The sequence below is a fragment of the Pedobacter sp. AC163 genome, assembly GCF_979258665.1.
The window spans coordinates 2866743-2888786 of sequence record NZ_OZ409872.1; the positions used below are offsets into that span (position 1 = coordinate 2866743).

Here is a 22044-nt window from a genome sequence, read left to right on the forward strand (position 1 = left end):
AATTTAATCTTTCTTTTCCCCATCGGGGATTTTAACTTTACTTTTTACAAAGGTAATCAATAAAGGTATAGTTGTGATAACGATAAAGCCAATAATAATATATAATAAGTAATCGTTAATCTCTTTTTCAAATCTTTTTCCTAAAAAGTAGCCTAACAACGTGAGCGAACAGATCCATAAAATTCCACCAACAACATTATAGAAGGCAAACTTTTTAAAGTCTAATTTTACTACTCCAGCAAAAATCGGTGCAAAAGTTCTTACAATTGGAACAAATCTACCCATGATCAATGCGAAGGCACCTTGCTTGTTATAATATTCCTCTGCTGCTTTTAAATATTTCTTTTTGAAAAAGAAACTGTCTTTTCTGGTATACAGTAGTGGGCCAGTTCTGCGCCCAAACCAATAACCCGTAAAATTTCCAGAAATTGCGGCGACACATAATCCTGCTAAAAGCACTGCAATGTTAACATCAAGTTTTCCGGTAGCTACGAACATTCCTGCAAGAAACAGTAAATAATCGCCAGGAAGGAAGAAACCAAAGAATAGGCCAGTTTCTGCAAAGATGACAAATACTACAAGATAGAAACCGCCCTCCCTCAATAATTTTTCGGGGTCAATTAAATGTTGTAGGTGGTTCCAGAAATCCTGCATATTTCAATTATTCGTAAAACTACAAATAATTATCTAACAAGTGCATACCTATATCAGGTTTAAAACAATTGCAGGATAAATACCCAAAATTAGCGTAATCGCCACTGATACAGCTAAAACAATCTTGTACTGTGCAGGTGTAGAAAGCTCTGTTTCAGCGCCATCTTTAAACCAAACGGCAACAATTACCTTGAAATAATAGTAGAAACCAACTAGTGCATTTAGGATTGCGAAGCCAACCAAAAGCATTTTATATTCACCCATTACATTAAGAAACATTAAATATTTGCCGATAAAACCTGCGGTTAAAGGAATACCTGCTAATGATAACATGGCAACCGTTAGCGATAAGGCAACCAAAGGATTTTTCTTACCTAAGCCATTGAAACTTTCAAAGCTATCGCTACCGGTTTTTTGTTTCACTAATATTAATACCGCAAAAGCGATAATTGATGCAAAGGTATAAGCAGCTGCATAAACCAAAACATTGTTTTGAGAGTGTGGACCAATTACAACCAAAGAGAATAACAGGTATCCTGCATGAGAAATACTTGAATAGGCCAACATCCGTTTAAAATTCTTTTGGAATAACGCAGTAACATTACCAATAAATAAGGTTATACAAACAATTACGATGAGTGGTGCAACCCAGAAATCGTGAAGCGGTGCAAAAGCATCGGCAAATAATCTTAAAAAAGCAGCAAAGCCTGCCGTTTTAACCACTGTACTCATAAACGTAGTGATCAAAGTTGGCGAACCTTCGTAAACGTCTGGAGTCCAGAAGTGGAAAGGTGCCGCTCCTACTTTAAAGCACAAGCCAATCATCATCAAAATTACCCCTGGATAGAAGATTGGAGAAACTGCTTTGCTATTGTCAACTAAGTAAGCTTGAATTTTATCTAAATCGAACGAACCGGTGGCACCGTAAATTAATGTAATCCCAAATAACAAGAAACCTGTTGAAAAAGCACCCATCAGGAAATATTTCAATGAGGCTTCGTTTGATGCAAAATCCCTCTTACGAATACCTGCAAGGATATACAAACTTACCGACATGATTTCCAGCCCGACAAATAACATCGCCATATTCTTGTACGACACCATCATAATCATCCCCGCAAGGGCGAAAAGAATTAAGGTATAATATTCTGCTATGTTATCGCTTTTTGAATGAAAATAATTTTGAGTCAACAAGAAAATTAAAAGTGTGCCAACGATACAAACAGCCGAAAATGCCAAAGCGAAATTATCAGTTTGCATCATTCCGAAATGAACAGCATTGCCATCCCATGCAGCAGCAGTGAAGCCTAATGCAGTAAGTAAGCCAACAACGGTAAGCGGCAATAATGCTTTCTTTGCTTTAAACAAACCTGCGTAAAGTACAATAAAAGCGGTTATACTAATGGTTATAATAATATTCATTGCTTATTTTACTGATGTTAATTTTTGATTTACCTGTTCTAATAAATGTTGTACAGATGCCTCTGTTAAGTGCAATAGTGGTTTTGGGTATACACCGAAAAAGATAATTAAAGCACAGATAATATAAAGAACCAATTTCTCAGTCCCTTGAATGTCGGTAAACGTGATGGTTAATTCGTTTGTTTTTCCAAGCATTACATTTTGGTACATGCGCAACATATAAACTGCTCCGAAAATGATGGTTAAGCCTGCAACTGCAGCTGCCCAAATGCCGTAGTTATAAACGCCCATCAACAATAAGAATTCTCCAATAAAACCATTTGTTCCTGGCAAAGCGACTGTACCTAAAACGATGATTAAGAAAACAATTGCCAGTTGTGGTGCTGATTTGGCAATACCACCCAATTCTTCAAGTTTATTGGTTTTGGTTCGAGAAAAGATAATATCCAAAACGAAAAATAAACCTACCACGTTAATTCCGTGACTTAACATTTGCACCATCGCTCCTTGCAGACCCTGCTGGTTTAAGGCGAAAATACCGGCAGAAATAAGTCCAACGTGAGCAATAGATGAGTAAGCAACTAGACGTTTAGCATCTTTCTGCGTAAAAGCAATTAGTGAAGCATAAACAATACCAATGATAGATAAAACCATCACCAGGCCAGACCAATCCTGAACGCCTGCAGGTACAATTGGTAATAACCATCTGATTACACCATAAATACCCATTTTTAACATGATACCAGATAATAACATGGTTCCCTGAGTTGGAGCTACTGTGTAAGTATCCGGTTGCCAGGTGTGAAAAGGGAAAATCGGCATCTTAATCGCGAAAGCAATAAAGAACGCCCAGAAGATCCAGCCTTGTTGTGCGCTATCTAAGTTTAAAGCATAAAATGCCTGAATATCGAAGTTCTGTGCAGGATTCTGCAAATACAAATAAATAATCCCCATTAACATAAACAATGATCCTGCAATCGTATAAACGAAGAATTTCATGTTGATGCGTACCCTATCTTTACCTCCCCAGAATGCACAGATGAAGTAAATTGGAATTAATGCAGCTTCCCATCCAATGTAAAATAAGAAAGCATCCATAGCAGTAAAAACCAATAACAATCCTGACTGCATGAATAAAATCAATGCATAAAAAGCGGCTGGGTTTTTATAATCATGTCTGTAGCTAGATAAAATGATAATTGGAATTAACAAATTGGTAAGCAATACCACCAATATGCTGATCCCATCGATACCGGCATGAAAACGAATGCCTAAATCTGAAATCCACGGCAGGTTCGCTTCAAACTGCGTACTGGCATTTGGAATAAAGTTACAGGCGATGAACAAGGCCAAGCCTAAAGAAGCGACCGAAATTACCGTCGATACTATTTTGGCAGATTGACCCGCAAATGCCGTAATGATAGCACCCGCAAGCGGAAGAAATATAAGTAGTAAAAGTTGTTCCATTATTTATTTTTGAACCCTTTTTATATGTAATAAAATGTATAAGCAAGCAATGCGATGATACCAGCTACCATCATAAATATATAGAAACCAACGTTTCCACTTTGTAATAAACGAACTCCTTTACTTGCCTCGTTTGTACTCCAGCCTAGTCCATTCACAATCCCATCAATAAATTTCGTGTCGATAATTCTGTAGAAAAATCTCGAGAAAGCATCTAAAGGTTTGGTGATGATGAAATCGTAAATCTCATCTAAATAAAATTTATTGTAAGATAATTTTGCCAAAGCAGAACGCGGTGCTGCATCAGCCACAGGAACACGAGCACCTTTAACATATCTGGTGTAAGCGTAAAGCAAAGCGATGATCGCGGCTACCACTGAAACACCCATTAAGGTAAATTCCGTTGAATGACTTAATTCTAATTCATGTTGTGCAACGCCGGCACCGCTTAACCAATGTGCCAACCATTCGTTTCCGCCGAAAACGTGAGGAATGTTGATCGCTCCACCAATTGCAGCTAATATTGCCAGGATGATTAATGGAATAGTCATCGCTTTTGGCGACTCATGTACATGACTTTCTTCGTGATGTGTACCTCTGTATTTTCCAGAGAAAGTAAGGAACATCATTCTGAACATGTAAAAAGAAGTTAAGAATGCGGTTAACACACCAACTCCCCAAAGGATTGGGCTTGCCTGGTACGCATTTGCCAAGATTTCATCTTTAGAGAAAAATCCTGAAAATGGTGGTAAACCTGCAATCGCAATCGTACCAATCATCATCGTTAAGAAAGTAACAGGAAGTTTTTTCCTTAATCCACCCATGTGGCGCATATCTTGCTCGTGGTGCATGGCATGAATTACTGACCCAGCGCCTAAGAATAGTAATGCTTTGAAGAATGCGTGTGTTAATACATGGAAAAATGAACCCGTATAAGCGCCAACGCCTAAGCCTAAAAACATGTAGCCCAATTGAGATACCGTTGAATAAGCCAATACTTTTTTAATATCTGTTTGTGTTAACGCAATAATTGCGGCAACTAAAGCAGTTGTAATACCTACGATGGCAATGATGTTTTGTGTAAGCGGTGCTAAATCGAACAATACGCTAGAACGGGCAATCATGTAAATACCTGCAGTTACCATCGTTGCTGCGTGGATTAAGGCTGAAACTGGCGTTGGGCCTGCCATTGCATCTGGCAACCAGGTAAATAATGGCAACTGAGCTGATTTACCGCAAGCTCCAATAAACAATAGAATTGTGATTAAGAACAAAGTATTTTGTCCAGGTAACATGTTCGCCGCCTGAGGAAAAACTTTTGCAAATTCTACACTTCCGAAAGTGGTAAAAATTAAGAATACCCCTAACAAAAAGCCCAAATCACCAATACGGTTCATTACGAAAGCTTTTTTAGCTGCTGATGCATAAGCGCTGTTTGTATACCAGAAACCGATTAATAGGTAAGAGCATAAACCTACACCCTCCCAACCGATAAACATCACGATATAGTTTGAACCCAATACCAATAAAAGCATGAAGAACACAAACAGGTTCAGATAAGAGAAAAATTTTCCGAATCCTTCATCATCATGCATGTAGCTGGTAGAATATAAATGGATCAAGAAACCAATTCCAGTGATAATCAAAAGCATGATTGAACTTAATGGGTCAACCAGAAATGATAATGGAATATGTAATGTTCCTGCGGTAATCCAATCGAATAAAAATACTTCGTGAGATTTTTGTGTATCGCCTTGTAAACTAAAGAAAATAACTACGCTGATAATGAAAGAGGCCAAAATTACTCCACTTCCAATAATACCAACAAGTCCTTTAGATAAAGATTTTCTGCCCAGTCCGTTGATTACAAATCCTAAAAAAGGAAGTAACGGAACTAACCAAATCAATTGTTCTATTGTCATTCTTAATATATATTTACCACTTAAGGCGATTTAAAACATTAATATCTATCGATTTTGTATTTCTGTAAACCATTACGATAATCGCCAAACCAACTGCAACTTCTGCAGCGGCAAGCGCCATAATAAAAAATACGAAAACCTGCCCTGATGGGTCATTGCTATGTACAGAGAAAGCTGTTAAAAGCAGGTTAACTGCGTTTAACATCAACTCAACAGACATAAAAATTACGATTGCGTTTCTACGGGTTAATACGCCAATTACACCAATTGTGAAAATAATTGCACATAAATAGATGTAATGATTTAGCGGAACGCCTGCCATTTGTGTAGTTAAATTTTCCATTATGCCTCTACCTCATCTCTTTTAGATAATAAAACTGCTCCAACCATTGCTGCCAATAGTAATAGAGATGATAATTCGAATGGCAATAAGAATGGTCCAAAAAGCTCTTTTCCTAAATTCTCTACCAAACCTAATCCTTGATTTTTCAAAATTAAAGGGCTATTGATCGTTGCCGCTTTAAAAGACCCAACTAAGGTTACCACAAGGCAACACCCTGCAATTACACCTACAATTTTAATCAATGGTGATTTCACGGGCTCGGTTTCGTTATTCAGGTTGAGGAGCATCAGTACAAATAAGAATAATACCATGATGGCCCCCATGTAAACGATGAAGTTTACAACGGCCAAAAATTGTGCGTTCAATAGTACATAATGTACCGTGAAGGTAAAAAAGGTAAGGATTAAGTATAAAACGCTATGAATTGGATTTTTTGCAAAAATCACCATCAGCGAAAAGATGATACTTAATGTGGCTACGAAATAGAATACTTGTGTACTCATTAATTTGTTATTTGTTTGTACTCCTCGTCATTGCGAGGCACGAAGCAATCTCATTTTTATTGCCATTGCTTTAGGATTGCTTCGTTCCTCGCAATGACGGATTAGGTTATTTGTTTGGTCCTTCGACGAGCTCAGGATGACAACTATTATTTTTTCATCTCTAACGGAGCCTCAACCAATTTGTCTTTTCCGTAAATAAAATCCTTACGTAAATAATCAGCTGGTACAATTGGTCCGTCTAAATAAATTGCCTCTTTCGGACAAGCCTCTTCACATAATCCACAAAAAATGCAACGCAACATGTTGATTTCATAAGTCGCTGCATATTTTTCCTCACGGTACAAATGTTTTTCTTCTGGCTTGCGTTCGGCCGCAATCATGGTAATTGCTTCCGCAGGGCAAGACAGTGCACATAAACCACAAGCTGTACAACGTTCTTTTCCATTCTCATCACGCTTCAGGGAATGCATTCCTCGGAAGTTTGCAGAAAATTCGCGTTCTACTTCCGGATATCTTACTGTAGCCTCTTTTTTGAATAAGTGGCTGATGGTGATGCCCATACCCTTTGCAATTGCAGGTAGGTACATACGTTCCATGAAGCTTAAAGGCTTCTGTTCCAGTACTTTTTTCTTGTTACTTAATGATTCCATAATTAAAACTTCTCTATAATCGCAATCACAACCCCAGTTATTATAATGTTGGCAATGGCCAAAGGTATTAAACCTTTCCAACCTAAATTCATCAATTGATCGTAACGGAAGCGAGGGATTGTCCACCGTACCCACATAAAGAAAAAGATGAAGAAAACGATTTTCACAAAGAATACTCCAACACCAAATAATGGCGCCCAAGTCGGACCAAGCAAAGTTGCCATGTAATCCATTCCAGGATAGTTGTAGCCACCGAAATATAAAGTTGCCATTACTGCCGACGAAACAAACATATTAATGTATTCGGCAAAAAGGTAAAAACCTAACTTCATTGACGAGTATTCGGTATGATAACCACCAATTAGCTCAGTTTCACACTCTGGCAAATCGAAAGGCGCACGATTGGTTTCAGCAAAAGAACATACCATAAAGATCAAAAATCCAAGTGGCTGATATAAAACATTCCAACGCCAGCCATGCTGCTGATCAACAATTTCTTTAAGACTTAAAGTGTTTGTCATCAAAAGCAAAGCGATGATAGATAACCCCATTGCAATTTCATAACTGATATTTTGCGATGCGGCACGAATAGCACTTAACAAGGAATATTTGTTGTTTGATGCCCAGCCGCCAATCATTACGCCATAAACGCCCAAAGAAACCACGCCGAAAATGTATAAAACACCAACGTTGATATCGGCAACTTGAAGCGGCACAACTTTACCGCCAATTTCCATTGGGCTACCCCATGGAATAACCGCTGTACCAATACAAGCACAAAGTAAGGCCAAACCTGGCCCAACAATAAATAGCCATTTGTTTGATGTTGTTGGAATAATTTCTTCCTTCATAAACATCTTCACACCATCGGCTAAAGGTTGCAGAATACCAAAAGGACCAGCTCTATCCGGACCTAAACGATCTTGAAGATATGCAGCCACCTTACGCTCTGCATAGGTAGAATACATGGCAATTACCAAACTGATACCGAAAATTACGGCAACCAGAATAAATTTTTCAATGATAAAACCTGTATCCATTAGTATTTAACTGTTTTATGTAATTCAATTTCATTTGCAGCTTGTAACGCCTGATTTGGCTGAATAACATGCAAAGGTTTCAATGTTTCGTAATGGTTTGATGCAATTACCGAAGTATCATCAATGTGAGTAGGTTGTTCGATAACCCAATCTGATGTTGCTTTTTTATCGAAACGACATGTGTTGCAGATAAACTCTTCCACTTCGCCAAATTTGTCTTTACGGGCAGTAACACGTAAAACATCTTCTCCTTTGTACCAAAGCGTTACTTTACCATTGCACTTTTCATGGTCGCAATCGCGATGCGCATCAACTGGTTTAGTAAACCAAACACGGTTTTTGAAACGGAAGGTTTTATCAGTTAAAGCGCCCACAGGGCAAACATCGATGACATTCCCCGAGAAATCGTTATCAACCGCATGCTGAATATAGGTAGAAATTTCTGAATGGTCGCCACGGTTTAAAATTCCATGAACGCGTTTATTTGTAATTTGATCAGCAGTAAAAACACAACGATAACACAGAATACAACGATTCATATGCAACTGGATTTTATCACCAATATCGATACGTTCGAAAGTGCGACGCTCAAACTCGTAACGTGTTTTCTGCAATCCGTGCTCGTAACCTAAATTTTGTAAATCACATTCTCCAGCCTGATCGCAAACCGGGCAATCTAAAGGGTGGTTTATCAATAAAATTTCCACCACACCTGCACGTGCTTCTAGAACTTCTGGTGAAGTAATATTAAGCACTTCCATACCATCCATTACTGTTGTACGGCAAGATGCAACCAATTTAGGCATTGGGCGTGGGTCTTTTTCCGAACCTTTTGTTACCTTAACAATACAGGTACGGCATTTACCACCACTGCCTTCTAACTTAGAATAATAGCACATTGCTGGCGGAACAATATCACCTCCAATTTGCCTTGCAGCATTTAGGATAGTGGTTCCGTTATCAACCTCTACTGTTATCCCGTCTATCGTAACCTTAACTTTTTCACTCATGGTTAATGATAATCTTTATTTTTTTTGCTTTATGCCGTCATTGCGAGGCACGAAGCAATCTTTCCTATTTTGTACGCATTGCATTAGGATTGCTTCGTTTCTCGCAACAACGCGGTGCTTAAAATATCGCATTAATTCTCGTCTCCAAGAATCAATCTCCTCACTTGTCTGTCTACTTTTCTTCCGTTACCGGAGCTTTTTCTATCGGGGTAGCGTAGTTTGCTAAACCATAATTTTGCTGCTGACTCTTAACCGGCTCTTTAATGTGCCATTCAAACTCATCTCTGAAATGACGGATGGCACTCGCCACTGGCCAGGCTGCCGCATCTCCTAATGGACAAATCGTATTTCCTTCAATTTTACGTTGAATATCCCAAAGTAAATCTACATCATCCATTGAACCATGGCCATGCTCGATTTTGTGCAATACCTTCTCCATCCATCCAGTACCTTCACGGCAAGGCGAACATTGTCCGCAACTTTCGTGATGATAGAAACGAGTGAAATTCCAGGTATTGCGAACGATACATTGATCTTCATCAAAAGCGATAAAACCGCCCGAACCCATCATGGTTCCGGTAGCAAATCCGCCCTCTGATAAAGATTCGTAACTCATTAAACGAGGTTCGCCATTGGCTAACTTCAAAGTTAAATTAGCAGGCAAAACCGGAACAGATGAACCACCTGCAACCGTTGCTTTTAACTTCTTGCCATTTGCAATACCACCGCAGTATTCATCAGAATAAATAAATTCTTCAACTGGTAAGCCTAATTCGATTTCATAAACACCTGGTTTAACTAAGTTACCAGACGCTGATATTAATTTTGTACCTGTACTTCTACCGATACCTATTTTTGCATACTCATCACCACCATCATTGATAATTGGTACCACTGCAGCAATCGACTCTACGTTATTTACTACCGTTGGACAACCATATAAACCTGCAATTGCAGGGAATGGTGGTTTAATTCTTGGATTACCTCTTTTTCCTTCAAGTGATTCTAACAATGCAGTTTCTTCACCACAAATGTAAGCGCCACCACCCGGCTGAACATATAATTCTAAATCGTAACCTGTTCCTAAAATGTTTTTACCTAACAATCCAGCAGCTTTTGCCTCCGCAATTGCCTTTTCCAAAATACGGATCTGAGGCATCATTTCTCCACGAACGTAGATGTATGAAACTTTTGCCCCCAAGGCAAAACTAGATACAATCATTCCCTCAATTAAAGCATGAGGAATATAAGTCATTAGATAACGGTCTTTGAAAGTTCCTGGCTCAGACTCATCGGCGTTGCAAACCAAATAACGGGCAACACCTTCTGGTTTAGCCAAAAAGCTCCATTTCATTCCCGTTGGGAAACCCGCACCACCACGACCACGTAAGCCTGATTTCTTTACTTCTTCAACAATCTCTTCAGGTGTTAAAGTTTTAAGGGCTTTTTCCACAGCACGGTACCCGCCTTTTTGGCGATAGACCTCAAGTGTATTGATGCCTGGTACGTTTATATGCTCAAGTAATAATTTGCGACTCATTGTTTTTTAGATGTGAGATGTGAGACTTGAGATTTTAGACTAATTGCCAATTCTCATATCTCATATCTAGTTTCTCAAATCTTATTTATTTTTCAAATCTTCAATCAGTTTATCTACACTTTCAATAGTTAAGTTTTCGTAGAAAGTATATTCCGGGCTAATTTGCAGTACCGGACCAAAACCACAGGCAGCTAAACACTCAACTCCTCTAAAGCTGAATAAACCATCTGCGGTAACTTCACCTTCTTTAACGCCCAACTTATTTTCTAAGTGGTCTAATATTTTTTCGGCGCCAACTAAACAACAAGGACCAGTACGGCAAACATCCAAAGCATATTTGCCTTGAGGTTTTAAGAAATACATGGTGTAAAAAGTTGCTACCTCGTAAACTTCAATCGGTTGAATGTTTAAATATTCAGCAACTTGATCCATCGCAGATGTAGGAACCCAAAGAAATTCTGCTTGTACTAAATGCAATAATGGCAGCAAAGCTGATTTTTCCTTACCCACAGGATAACGACTTTTAACATCATCAAATTTGGCAAGCAATTCTGATGAGAACACTACAGGTGTTTGTTCTTCTACTTTAAGCATCTAATTCTCCTGCAATAATATTCATACTACTCATGTTGATAATGGCATCAGACAATAACATGCCTTCGCTCATTGGTGCAAACATTTGGTAATTTATAAAACTTGGCCTGCGGAAGTGTAAACGATATGGTGTACGGCCTCCATCATTAATTAAATAGAAACCTAATTCACCATTTCCACCTTCTACAGCATGATAAACTTCTGCTTTTGGTGCATCAATTTCTCCCATCACAATTTTGAAATGGTAAATTAATGCCTCCATATTGTTATAAACTTCTTGTTTCGGAGGAAGATAAAATTCAGGAACGTCGGCATGAAAAATACCTTTTGGCTCTGTTTTCAGCTTCACAATGGCTTGTTCGATGATGCGCAAACTTTGCCACATTTCTTCGTTACGAACCAAATATCTGTCATAAATATCACCACTTGTTCCAACCGGAACCTCAAAATCGAAGTCTTGATACGAAGAATACGGGTCGCTTACACGAACATCATAATCTATACCCGTCGCACGTAAAAGTGGGCCAGTCCAGCTATACTCCAAAGCAGCCTCTTGAGTTACTTCCGCAACACCAGCTGTTCTATCAATGAAAATCCGGTTACGGGTTAAAAGATTTTCGAACTCTTTCAAAGCAACTGGAAACTCTTTTAAAAATTTATTAATCTTCGCAAAGGCCACTTCATTGAAATCTCTTTCGAAACCACCAATACGGCCAATGTTAGTTGTTAAGCGGGCACCGCATACCTCTTCGAAAATTTCGTAAATATGCTCACGGAATTGGAAAAGGTAAAGGAAAGTAGTTGTTGCTCCGGTATCCTGACCGATAATCGTATTACAGATAATGTGATCGGCAATACGCGAAAGCTCCATCACAATCACGCGAAGATAATCTACGCGTTTAGGCATCTGGATATTTAACAACTTTTCAACCGTCATGTGCCATCCCATATTGTTAATTGGCGATGAGCAATAATTTAAACGGTCGGTTAATGGTGTAATTTGATAGAAAGGGCGATGCTCGGCAATCTTTTCGAAAGCACGGTGGATATACCCAATTGTAGAAACTCCGCTTACAATACGCTCGCCATCTAACTGCAAAACGTTTTGAAAAACACCATGTGTTGCAGGGTGTGTTGGACCTAAGTTTAAGGTCACCAGCTCACTTTGCGGGTCGTTATCTGTATATACCGGATGGTTATGATTCATATAAATTACCTTCCAAAAAATTCATCTTTTTTATCAACTCGGTTCGGGTCTTCCAATGGATATTGCTTCAACATTGGGTGCACGCCCAAATCATCCATATTCAAAATACGGCGTAAATCGGGATGACCTTCAAACTTAACCCCGAATAAATCGTAGGTTTCTCGTTCCATCCAGTTCGCACCTTTCCAAATTTTTGTCGCCGTTGGTATGGTAGGATTTTGCTCAGAAATGAAAACTTTAATTCTAATCCGCACTTTTTCTACCATGTTATGCAGATGATAGACAACAGCAATACCATGGTCTTTACCAGGATAATGAACAGCTGTAATATCAGTAAGGAAATTGAATTTTAACTCTTCTTTAAGATGTGAAAGTACATTTACGATAACATCTTTGTAGGTTACGAAGGTTAATAAACCATAAGGCTCAGAAACGGCGGTAATTTTCTCACCAAACTTTTCGGTTAGCTTAACGTGGATGTCGTTATTCAGCGTCGTTTCTTCCATTATTTAATGCCGTATTGACCTAAAAGTTCTTTGTAATAATCAGAATTTCTTCTTCTTCCAGATTCATTTTTTACTAAATCCTGGATGCGTTGGAAACCGTCTAAAATAGCTTCTGGTCTTGGTGGGCAACCCGGAACGTAAACATCCACAGGGATTACTTCATCAATACCTTGCAAAACAGAATAAGTATCGAAAATACCCCCACTACTTGCACAAGCTCCAACTGCCATTACCCAACGTGGCTCAGCCATTTGGATATAAACTTGCTTTAACACCGGCGCCATCTTTTTAGCGATGGTACCCATAACCATTAAAACATCGGCTTGACGAGGAGAAAAACTCAAACGTTCTGCACCGAAACGACCTAAATCGTAGTGAGAACCCATGGTTGCCATAAACTCAATTCCGCAACACGAAGTGGCGAACGGTAAAGGCCATAATGAATTTGAACGAGCCAAACCTATCACTTTATCTAACGAAGTGGCAAAGTACCCAGGTCCTTCGGTTCCTGGAGGCGCATCAACTATATTAATTTCACTCATGTTTATAAACAAAAAATGCTCATCCCTTTGCAGAATGAGCAACAAATTTACAATATTTTAAAGGCAATCAAACTAGCTTAACTTGATTTAGAACCTTTCTAAATAATTAAAATTCCTATTGGTTAGTGTGAGTGATACACATTCAGTTTTGCAATTAGCAACTTTCAATTTATAGTTTTTAAATCGAGGACTATTAACTGCAATTTTCTGCTGGTAACTGCGAACCGACTAGTTCCAGTCTAATACTTTCTTTTTGATCACGTAGATGAAACCCAATAACAAGGTGCCCATAAAGATGAACATCTCAATCATTCCGTCCATTCTTAGCGCTCTAAAATTCACTGCCCAAGGATACATAAAGATAACTTCAATATCAAAAAGCACAAATAAGATTGCCACAACAAAATATTTAATCGAAAACGGTTGACGAGCATTACCCACAGATTTAACACCTGCTTCGAATGTTTCCAATTTATCAAGCGTTTTACGTTTTGGACCTAAAAAGTGTGTTGCCACCAAGGTGGTAACCACAAAACCCAGGGCTACGATTACTTGAAATATTATCGGTAAAAAATCTATCGAGGTACTTTGCGCTTGCATAATCTTTATTTTCTGATGCAAAAGTAAAAGAAAAAGGCAGAGTAACCAAACTCTGCCTTTTCTAAATTATTTAACTTGTTAATTACTTACCTTTTCCTTTTGGTGCTGCTACTCCACTTAATTCCTTTAGTTTCGCACTTGCATATGTATCTGCAGGATCCAATGCTAAACACTTGTTAAGATAATCAATTGCTTTTGGCTTGTCTTTATCAGCATACCATGCACCTAATAATCTGTATGATTCAATTAAGTTAGTTTTCGCAGAAGCTTGTTCTTCTGGCTTAACTAACGTAACATATTTTTCATAATAAGGAATCATCAAGCCTTTTGTTGATTCGCCATTTTTAGTCTGATCGATATAGTCGTTGATTCTAGCTCGGTAAAAATATGCTAAAGCAAAATCAGGTGAAGCTTTTGATAATTGACCCAACGCCGTATCAGCTCTAACTAAACCTTCGATATTCAATGGCTTTTTATCTTTTTTCAAATAATAAGATTCTAAGAATCTGTTTATACCGATATATAAATAGTTATAAAGAGACCCTTTACCATTTGGATTATATTTAGCGGCTAATTCGTAAACATCTGCCGATTTAGCATATTTCTTTGCTTTATATAATGCAGCAGCAGCTTCTGATAGCGCATCAGCGTTAGCTGAATCTACTCTTGTCGCTTTGATGATATTGTTTAAAGCTAAACTATCTTGGCCAGCTTGTAACTGTGCTTTACCTAAATAAAGATAATCGTTACCTAAAATTTTGGTTGTGTCTTTTTCCTTGGCAAAGAAAGATGTCATGCTAGTTAAAGCTGCAGGGTAGTTCTTATTCTCATAAGCCGCCCAACCTTTCATTCTATCAACAACAGCTGCTTTTGCACTTCCTGCAGGCGCCTGAATAGATGAGGCAACTTGCTCTAAAGTAGGATAATCTTTAGCATAAAATAAGAACTGAGCATAACGCAACTGAGATTCTAAAGATTTATCAGTTAAATCCATGTATTTTTTATAGTTCTCAATTCCTTTTTTTGCTTTTTCCTGATCGGTACCAAAGCTACTCCATTGTAGGTAAAGCTCGCCTAATTCACGGTAAGCAGGACCATAATTTGGATCAGCAGCAATTACATCCTGTAATTCTTTTTCACCTTCTGGAAATGCTCTCGATTCTTTATACATTTTACCAATCTGAGTTTTTGCTCTACGATTGGTCGGATCGATGTCATTTACACGGAAGTATGGACCTAATGCTTCAGAATTCTTTTTCTGCAATGCATAAGCATCACCTTGCGCTAAAAAGATTTCAGCATCTTTATCTTTCGAATCCAATTCATCAGCTTTGTTGATATTGGCCAATGCATTAGTATAATCTGGTTTAGATATATCATCACTCGGTTTATCTTGAGCTAAATAAGCTTTACCGATATACAAATAAGTTTTGTAATCTTTTGGGGCTAAAACAACCGCTTTATCAAAATTACTTTTTGCAGAAGACGGATTGTTTGATAACATATCTGCCTCGCCTAAACCAATTAAGTTTAAATTATTTTTTGGATCTGCTGTAACACCCTTGGTAAATACCGCACGAGCCGAATCTATGTAACCAGTTTTTAAATAAACCAAACCGAGATTATAATAATTTTCACCGTTTGATGCTTGTGAGCTCACCAATGATTTTAACATTGATGATGCTTTCTGGTACTGTTCAGCGTCAATGGCTTTTTTCGCGTCATTTAAATTTTGAGCAAAAACTGCAGAACCCATCAACACCAAACCTAGATTTAAGGTTATTGCTTTCTTTGAAATTTTCATAGTTCTTTATTGTTTTTTAATAGTGATATATAAGCTTGTTAAATGTCTTATATATCGGATATTCCATTTTAGTTAAATGAAGTGTTTTTACAACTTCGTGGTTCAATTTATTAGTTTATTTTCCGTTTGTCAGATTAATTTGTCTTGGCATTAACTTGTGCGGACCGAGTCCTGATTTAAGTACAATCAATTGACCTCTCTGACTTCTTAACCACGTTGCAAATCCTGTGCCTAAACCATCTCTTCCCTCACAATCTATTATGTTCACATTTCTCAAGAATGGATAAACACCATTAATAAGATTATCCTGAGTGGGTTGATAAAACTTATCATCACCTGGCTTACCTTTAAGGTTTTTAACACCTAGCATTTTTACCTTAGATAGATATTGTACTAATTGCGTATTCTTATCAGAAACCCAATCAACGCCTAAAATACCAATAAAAGTTTTATCTTCTGCAATAAGTTTAATCACGTCTGCGCTAGAACTTTTTGAGTAAACACCTTGAGCTGGGAACTGACTTATATTAGCCAACTGCTTAAGGTATTGAAAGGTACTTGAATAAGCGTTATCAAAGACCAATTTTTTTCCAGAACCCTTACCTTGTAAAATATCAACAACTTCTTTAACGGTAATTGTGCTATCAATATTGTCTTTATTTGTAATTAATGCTATTCCATCAACTGCAAATCTTGTAGAATTAATTCTTATTCCTCTTTGTGTATAGTATTTTTCTTCCGCTTTAGTGAGTAACCTAGGCATCACAATTACCCGAACACTATCGTTTAGAAATGCAGGGATGATTTTCTCCTCGGGTTTTACGGTTAGCTCAAATTTTGCATCTGGATAATCCAAACTAAAAATATTAATCTGCTCCTTTATAATTGGGCTAACACTTTCGTCTACAAGAATTCTTAATGTACCGCTTGTACGTGTTTCCTTCACGTCGGCTGGTTTATCTTTTCTCTTGCAAGAAAGTAAACCCAGTACAATAAATAGATAAAGAATGTTTTTCATGTGTCTTAGTCTCGTCTCCCCAAACTTAAAAGCCTGATGAAAGCATAAAAGATTAAAAAGATACCAATGGCTATTCTTCCCCAGGCTGGAATAAAATTAAACCTGATTGCCAGTGGCTCCCAGAAGATAAATGCTAGACCCATCACTACATAAAGCACGAAGGTGACTAGGCCTAAAATGAGCAAAAACCGCTGTTTAGGCGATTTTTGCTTAAAAATATCAAAATTTAACATTTACTAATTAGTTCAATGTAAAGTTAACGTTGATGTTGTATTTTACCCTTACAGGCTTACCATTTTGAATACCTGGGTTCCAACGCGGACTTGCCTTTAGTACACGGATAGCTTCTTCATCAGTACCACTACCCAAACCGCGGGTAACTGTAATATCAGTTAACTTACCGTCCTTCTCTACAACGAAAGATAAAAATACTTTACCCTGAACGTTGTTTTCTTGTGCCATTGGCGGGTATTTAATTGCTTTACTTAAATAACCGTAAAACTTAGAAATACCTCCCGGGAATTCTGGTTGTTTCTCTATACTAACGAAGTCATAAACTTTGTTATCATCAACCGCAACAGCAGCTTCTCTTTTCGGGCCCTCACCTACTGGCTCAGCAATTACGATATCAGCAGTTGGATCACCTTTGATATCACGCTGACCTGGATCAGCTTCTTTTAATTTCTCAACCGTTGGTGGTTCCTCATCACGTACTTGCTCATCTGGCTTTACGATTGGAGGTGGCATTTTTACCTGATCCACTTTTGGTGGCGGTGGCTCTACCGGTGGCGGCGGTGGTGTTTCTGGATTTACTGGGGGCGGTGGAGCAATAATTACCTCTTTTGCTTTTTCAACTTTCTCTTCCGTATCCATTGAACCTTTGATAAGGCCGTAGATTTTAGGAGCGAAGAATAATGCAAGAAATACTATTGAACCAATAATCAATGCCCGAGTGGTATTGGACCCGTTGGTTTTACGCAACTGGTAAGCGCCGTAGTTTTTGTTTTTACCTTCAAAAACCACTTCAATCCACTGACTTCTTAAAATATCTAACTTTGACATGGTTACTGATTTAACAATTATAAAATACCTTGAGCTTTCATAGCTTCTTTTTCGTTATCTAAGATATTGTCATCATCAATCTGACGAACTTTTACCTTCAATATTTCTAATTCATCCATGATATCAACAAAGTTTTTGAAGTTAGAACCGCTGGTTGGTTTAACCAATACCACAAATTCTCCTTTTACACCAGATGCATCTGCTGTTTTTCTGTTGTCGATAATCGATTTTTCAACTTGTGATAAATTTTCAAAAGTTGGAGCTGTTGCACCAGCTTCTCCCATATACCAAGCTACCTTATCGTTTTTACCTAATAAAATAGTCATGGTTTTAGAAGCTTTCAGTTCCAATCTATTGTCCTTATTGTTATCATCTTTATCTGGCTTCACAATATCCATTGCCTGTGGCGTAGAAATTGAAGTTGTCAAGATAAAGAATGTCACCAAAAGGAACATCAAATCTACCATCGGCGTCATATCGACTCTTGGCGTGGCTTTCTTCCCGCCTGTGTTTAATTCTGCCATTTCTTATTTTCTTCTAGCTTCAGCGTTTGTAACCAATAAGAATTTGTTTACCTTTTGCTTCTGCAATACATCCACAATTTTTTTAACTACCGGATATTCTTCTTTTGAATCTCCTTTGATACTTACACGCATTGGTTGAGAATTAACCTCTGCAGTTGCAGTACGGGCTTGTAGTACCCATGAGTTTAACTGATTATCAGTTGAATCTGTCGGAATTCCATTTTGTACTCCCGGCTTCATACGCTCACCTCCATCAAGTGCAAGAAACGATTTTAGACTTGATACAGGAACACCGAATGATGCAACTAAAGAAAACTTTTTAATTTCTTCAGGAGAAAATGTAATGTTATACTGTTGACCAATCAACTCTAAGGTTCTAGCCTTAACTTTCTGACCTGCAACCTCGAAAAAAACCTTACCCTGACCAATGGTTAAAATTGCATTGTTCTCAGCGGGTACCTTAAATTCATACGTTGATGAAGGAGTGGATACCGCTAATGGTTCAGGTTGTTTCGCCGTAGCAGTTAATATGAAGAACGTAAGTAACAGTGCAGCTACGTCGCACATGGCGGTCATATCTGTTACTGTACTGGTTCTTTTAACTTTAATTCTAGGCATAATATTTTTACTTTTTAATAATGATGATCTTTTTTCCGGTTTTCCATAAAGCCGGTAAAAATATTTTCAAAATATTATTTATGCGAGCTAGCGTAAGTTTGAACGATGCTGAAACCAGCCTCATCAATAGCATACGTTAACTTATCAATTTTTGAAGTTAACACGTTGTACATGATAATCGCTAATGTAGATACACCGATACCAGTCATTGTGTTGATTAGTGCCTCAGAGATACCTACCGCTAATGCTGATTGATCTGGAGCACCAGAGTTTGCTAAACCGGCGAATGCACGGATCATACCTGTTACTGTACCTAATAAACCGATCAAAGTACCGATTGATACCAAAGTAGCAATGATGGTTAAGTTTTGCTCTAACATTGGCATTTCTAAAGCTGTAGCTTCTTCAACTTCTTTTTGGATGGCAACAATTGATTGCTCAACATCTAAGTTAGTGTCAGCTTCAACTTCGCTATATTTTTTCAAACCAGATTTGATTACGTTAGCAACAGATCCTTGTTGTTTATCACATTCTGCTTTTGCAGCTTCGATGTTACCAGCGTTTAATAAACCTTTAACTTTAATGATAAAAGTATCTAAGCTTGATTTACCGCTTGCTTTACCAATAACGATTAAACGCTCGATAGAGAAAACGATCGTAGTTAATAATAAACCGATTAAGATCGCTACGATTGGACCACCTTTATAAGCTGTACCTGGATAGTTGTTTGGTAATGGTAAATTTTCGTTGTTATTGTCGATAAAGTTTGATGGATCTCCTAATACAAATCTCCAAATGATAAAGCCGATTACAATACAAATTGGAATTACTAATGTTGCAAAAACATTTGAAGCACTTGAAGAGCTCTCTTTTTTAACAGTTGTTGGTTTTGGTGCGTTTGCCATTTTTTTTTAATTTTTAGTTTTAGTTCTTGTTTTTAATTTTTTGCTGTTTTTACTTTTGTACTACACACAACGATTGTTATCTGATTTTGTTGCGAAAAACAAATTTATAAATTGATTTTAAATTACAAATTAATAAATCAATAAACAATTAAATCGTTACTTAAGATTTAGTTTACGGTAACCACCATAGGCGTATAACAAAAGAATTGCCCCAGCTAGAGGCAATTCTTTCACAATAAAAACTAAAAAAAAACCTAATTGCAAATTTTTTGCCCAAAAAATGTATTTTAAACACAAATTAGCACACTTTTAACTCTTCTTGGTGTAGTTTTGACACTTTGGGTTGTTCAAACTGCTTGAAATTATCTGCAAAAGCATTTGCGAGTTCATAAGCTTTTAAAAAGTATTCTTCCTGGTTGCTCCATGTTTTTGATGGATCTAATATTTCATCGGGAACGTTAGGGCAATGTAAAGGAATCATTAATTTAAAAACATGGTGCGTTTTGTAGTGGTTATGATCTAAACCTCCGTTCAAAGCAGCAGAAATCATTGCTCTGGTATAACTTAATTTCATTCGCTTTCCAACGCCATACGGTCCGCCGCTCCAACCCGTGTTCACTAGCCAAACGTTCACTTTATGGGCTTTCATTTTTTCGCCCAATAACGCCGCATATTTTGAAGGGTGCAATGGAAGAAAAGCCTTACCAAAACAAGCTGAAAATGTGAGTTGGGGCTCGGTAATACCCGCCTCCGTTCCTGCCACCTTAGCCGTGTAGCCGCTCATAAAATGAAACATGGCCTGCTCAACATTTAACTTCGAGATTGGTGGCAGCACACCAAAAGCATCAGCTGTTAAGAAAAATATGTTTTTTGGAACAGATGCGATTGATGGCAAAATTGCATTGTCAATAAAATCAATCGGATAAGCCACTCTCGTATTTTCTGTTTTCTGAATATTTGAAAAATCTACCTCTTTGGTATTACTAAAGAAGTTTATATTTTCTAAAAGTGCTCCGAATTTTATCGCTTTATATATTTGTGGTTCTTTCTCTTCTGTTAAATCTACACATTTAGCATAACAACCTCCTTCAAAGTTGAAGACAGAATCATTTCCCCAGCCATGCTCATCATCGCCTATCAGTCCTCTCTCAGGATCAGCCGATAACGTAGTTTTACCCGTTCCCGAAAGGCCAAAAAATATTGCGGTATCGCCATCCTTACCCACATTTGCCGAGCAGTGCATTGGAAGTGTATTTCTATAGATTGGGAGGATGAAGTTTAAAACAGAGAAAATTCCTTTTTTAATCTCTCCAGTATATCCACTTCCGCCAACTAAAATCATCTTTTTAGTGAAATTGATAATGGAGAAATTTTCTTGCCGCGTGCCATCTACCATTGGATCTGCTAAGAAGCCAGGCGCTGCAATAATTGTCCATTCAGGGGTAGATCCTAAATCATCAATTTCTGGTCTTAAAAAAAGGTTGTTCGCAAAAAGATTTTGATAAGCTGTTTCTGTCACTACCCTAATAGAAATGGAGTAATCAGGGTCGGCACATGCGGAAGCATCACGAACGTAGATTTTTTTATCTTTCAGATAGCTTGTGATTTTGGCAAACAATTGATCAAAATTCGCGGGACTAATTTTGATATTTACGTCACCCCACCAAACCGTGCTTTCAGTGATATCGTCGTTCACGATAAATCTGTCTTTAGGAGAACGCCCGGTAAACTTGCCAGTATCAACAGCTAATGCGCCAGATGATGCCAATTCGCCCTCTTTATTTAATAAGGCTTCATCAATTAATTCCATTGGAGATAATTGGTACTTTACAGCATTGTTTTCGCCTAGATTTAAATAGCTTAAATCTGGCGCATGCAGTTTCTTTTTGCTCATAACAATAAGTTAGTTAGTGAGGCAAAGGTAAAGACTAATTGATGAAATAAACTAGTATTTTTAAGTAATTATTTACATATTGTAGCAATTACACTATTAGTTAACTGTCTTATCTACAATGTTTTAAATTCAATTTTTAAGCATCAAAAAAAATGAAAAAATACACTAAGATGTAAGTTTGCACACAGGAATGGATGATTCAGATTGCTTCGCTGGGAG

General features: G+C 37.7%; 22 protein-coding genes. All 22 read right to left on the reverse strand.

Features of this window, described 5'->3' with window-relative positions:
* Positions 1 to 3: 3 nt before the first annotated feature.
* Positions 4 to 654, reverse strand: coding sequence for a DedA family protein (locus tag ACZZZK_RS12315; RefSeq protein WP_056850781.1), 651 nt, complete (start codon positions 652 to 654; stop codon positions 4 to 6).
* 48 nt (positions 655 to 702) lie between these two features.
* On the reverse strand, positions 703 to 2076 hold the full coding sequence (locus ACZZZK_RS12320) for an NADH-quinone oxidoreductase subunit N (protein ID WP_463484402.1): 1374 nt from the start codon (positions 2074 to 2076) through the stop codon (positions 703 to 705).
* Positions 2077 to 2079: 3 nt separating this feature from the next.
* Positions 2080 to 3543, reverse strand: coding sequence for a complex I subunit 4 family protein (locus tag ACZZZK_RS12325; protein WP_463484403.1), 1464 nt, complete (start codon positions 3541 to 3543; stop codon positions 2080 to 2082).
* Positions 3544 to 3563: 20 nt separating this feature from the next.
* On the reverse strand, positions 3564 to 5465 hold the full coding sequence (nuoL, locus tag ACZZZK_RS12330) for an NADH-quinone oxidoreductase subunit L (RefSeq protein WP_463484404.1): 1902 nt from the start codon (positions 5463 to 5465) through the stop codon (positions 3564 to 3566).
* A 13-nt stretch (positions 5466 to 5478) separates the two neighbouring features.
* Positions 5479 to 5808 (reverse strand): NADH-quinone oxidoreductase subunit NuoK, encoded by a 330-nt coding sequence (gene nuoK, locus ACZZZK_RS12335; RefSeq protein ID WP_010601897.1) that lies wholly within the window; start codon positions 5806 to 5808, stop codon positions 5479 to 5481.
* Entirely contained in the window at positions 5808 to 6311 is a 504-nt protein-coding gene (locus tag ACZZZK_RS12340; protein WP_463484405.1) for an NADH-quinone oxidoreductase subunit J family protein, read from the reverse strand. The genes nuoK and ACZZZK_RS12340 overlap by 1 nt, the downstream gene beginning before the upstream one ends.
* A 146-nt stretch (positions 6312 to 6457) precedes the next feature.
* Complete coding sequence (locus tag ACZZZK_RS12345) at positions 6458 to 6961, reverse strand: NuoI/complex I 23 kDa subunit family protein (protein ID WP_010601899.1); 504 nt, start codon at positions 6959 to 6961, stop codon at positions 6458 to 6460.
* 2 nt (positions 6962 to 6963) lie between these two features.
* Positions 6964 to 8001, reverse strand: a complete 1038-nt coding sequence (nuoH, locus tag ACZZZK_RS12350) for an NADH-quinone oxidoreductase subunit NuoH (RefSeq protein WP_463484406.1) — start codon at positions 7999 to 8001, stop codon at positions 6964 to 6966.
* Positions 8001 to 9011, reverse strand: a complete 1011-nt coding sequence (locus tag ACZZZK_RS12355; protein ID WP_463484407.1) for an NADH-quinone oxidoreductase subunit G — start codon at positions 9009 to 9011, stop codon at positions 8001 to 8003. The genes nuoH and ACZZZK_RS12355 overlap by 1 nt, the downstream gene beginning before the upstream one ends.
* Positions 9012 to 9183: 172 nt before the next feature.
* A complete protein-coding gene (nuoF, locus tag ACZZZK_RS12360; protein WP_056850774.1) occupies positions 9184 to 10551 on the reverse strand; it encodes an NADH-quinone oxidoreductase subunit NuoF in 1368 nt (455 codons plus the stop codon).
* A gap of 81 nt (positions 10552 to 10632) precedes the next feature.
* On the reverse strand, positions 10633 to 11145 hold the full coding sequence (locus ACZZZK_RS12365; protein ID WP_463484408.1) for an NADH-quinone oxidoreductase subunit NuoE family protein: 513 nt from the start codon (positions 11143 to 11145) through the stop codon (positions 10633 to 10635).
* A complete protein-coding gene (locus ACZZZK_RS12370; RefSeq protein ID WP_265797363.1) occupies positions 11138 to 12352 on the reverse strand; it encodes an NADH-quinone oxidoreductase subunit D in 1215 nt (404 codons plus the stop codon). The genes ACZZZK_RS12365 and ACZZZK_RS12370 overlap by 8 nt, the downstream gene beginning before the upstream one ends.
* 5 nt (positions 12353 to 12357) lie before the next feature.
* Positions 12358 to 12858, reverse strand: a complete 501-nt coding sequence (locus ACZZZK_RS12375; RefSeq protein WP_463484409.1) for an NADH-quinone oxidoreductase subunit C — start codon at positions 12856 to 12858, stop codon at positions 12358 to 12360.
* Positions 12858 to 13400, reverse strand: a complete 543-nt coding sequence (locus tag ACZZZK_RS12380; protein ID WP_039472971.1) for an NADH-quinone oxidoreductase subunit B — start codon at positions 13398 to 13400, stop codon at positions 12858 to 12860. Before ACZZZK_RS12380 ends, ACZZZK_RS12375 begins: the two co-directional genes overlap by 1 nt.
* A 228-nt stretch (positions 13401 to 13628) precedes the next feature.
* Positions 13629 to 14000: an NADH-quinone oxidoreductase subunit A gene (locus ACZZZK_RS12385; protein ID WP_056850770.1), complete on the reverse strand. Its 372-nt coding sequence runs from the start codon at positions 13998 to 14000 to the stop codon at positions 13629 to 13631.
* 82 nt (positions 14001 to 14082) lie between these two features.
* Positions 14083 to 15804 (reverse strand): tetratricopeptide repeat protein, encoded by a 1722-nt coding sequence (locus ACZZZK_RS12390; protein ID WP_463484410.1) that lies wholly within the window; start codon positions 15802 to 15804, stop codon positions 14083 to 14085.
* A 115-nt stretch (positions 15805 to 15919) separates the two neighbouring features.
* Entirely contained in the window at positions 15920 to 16822 is a 903-nt protein-coding gene (locus ACZZZK_RS12395) for a PstS family phosphate ABC transporter substrate-binding protein (RefSeq protein ID WP_463484411.1), read from the reverse strand.
* 240 nt (positions 16823 to 17062) lie between these two features.
* Complete coding sequence (locus ACZZZK_RS12400) at positions 17063 to 17884, reverse strand: energy transducer TonB (protein WP_056850766.1); 822 nt, start codon at positions 17882 to 17884, stop codon at positions 17063 to 17065.
* A gap of 17 nt (positions 17885 to 17901) precedes the next feature.
* Positions 17902 to 18408: an ExbD/TolR family protein gene (locus tag ACZZZK_RS12405; protein WP_056850765.1), complete on the reverse strand. Its 507-nt coding sequence runs from the start codon at positions 18406 to 18408 to the stop codon at positions 17902 to 17904.
* A 3-nt stretch (positions 18409 to 18411) separates the two neighbouring features.
* Positions 18412 to 19026, reverse strand: coding sequence for a biopolymer transporter ExbD (locus ACZZZK_RS12410; protein WP_056850764.1), 615 nt, complete (start codon positions 19024 to 19026; stop codon positions 18412 to 18414).
* 74 nt (positions 19027 to 19100) lie between these two features.
* A complete protein-coding gene (locus ACZZZK_RS12415) occupies positions 19101 to 19931 on the reverse strand; it encodes a MotA/TolQ/ExbB proton channel family protein (RefSeq protein ID WP_056850763.1) in 831 nt (276 codons plus the stop codon).
* Between the two features lie 298 nt (positions 19932 to 20229).
* Complete coding sequence (pckA, locus tag ACZZZK_RS12420) at positions 20230 to 21825, reverse strand: phosphoenolpyruvate carboxykinase (ATP) (RefSeq protein WP_463484412.1); 1596 nt, start codon at positions 21823 to 21825, stop codon at positions 20230 to 20232.
* Positions 21826 to 22044: the final 219 nt, after the last annotated feature.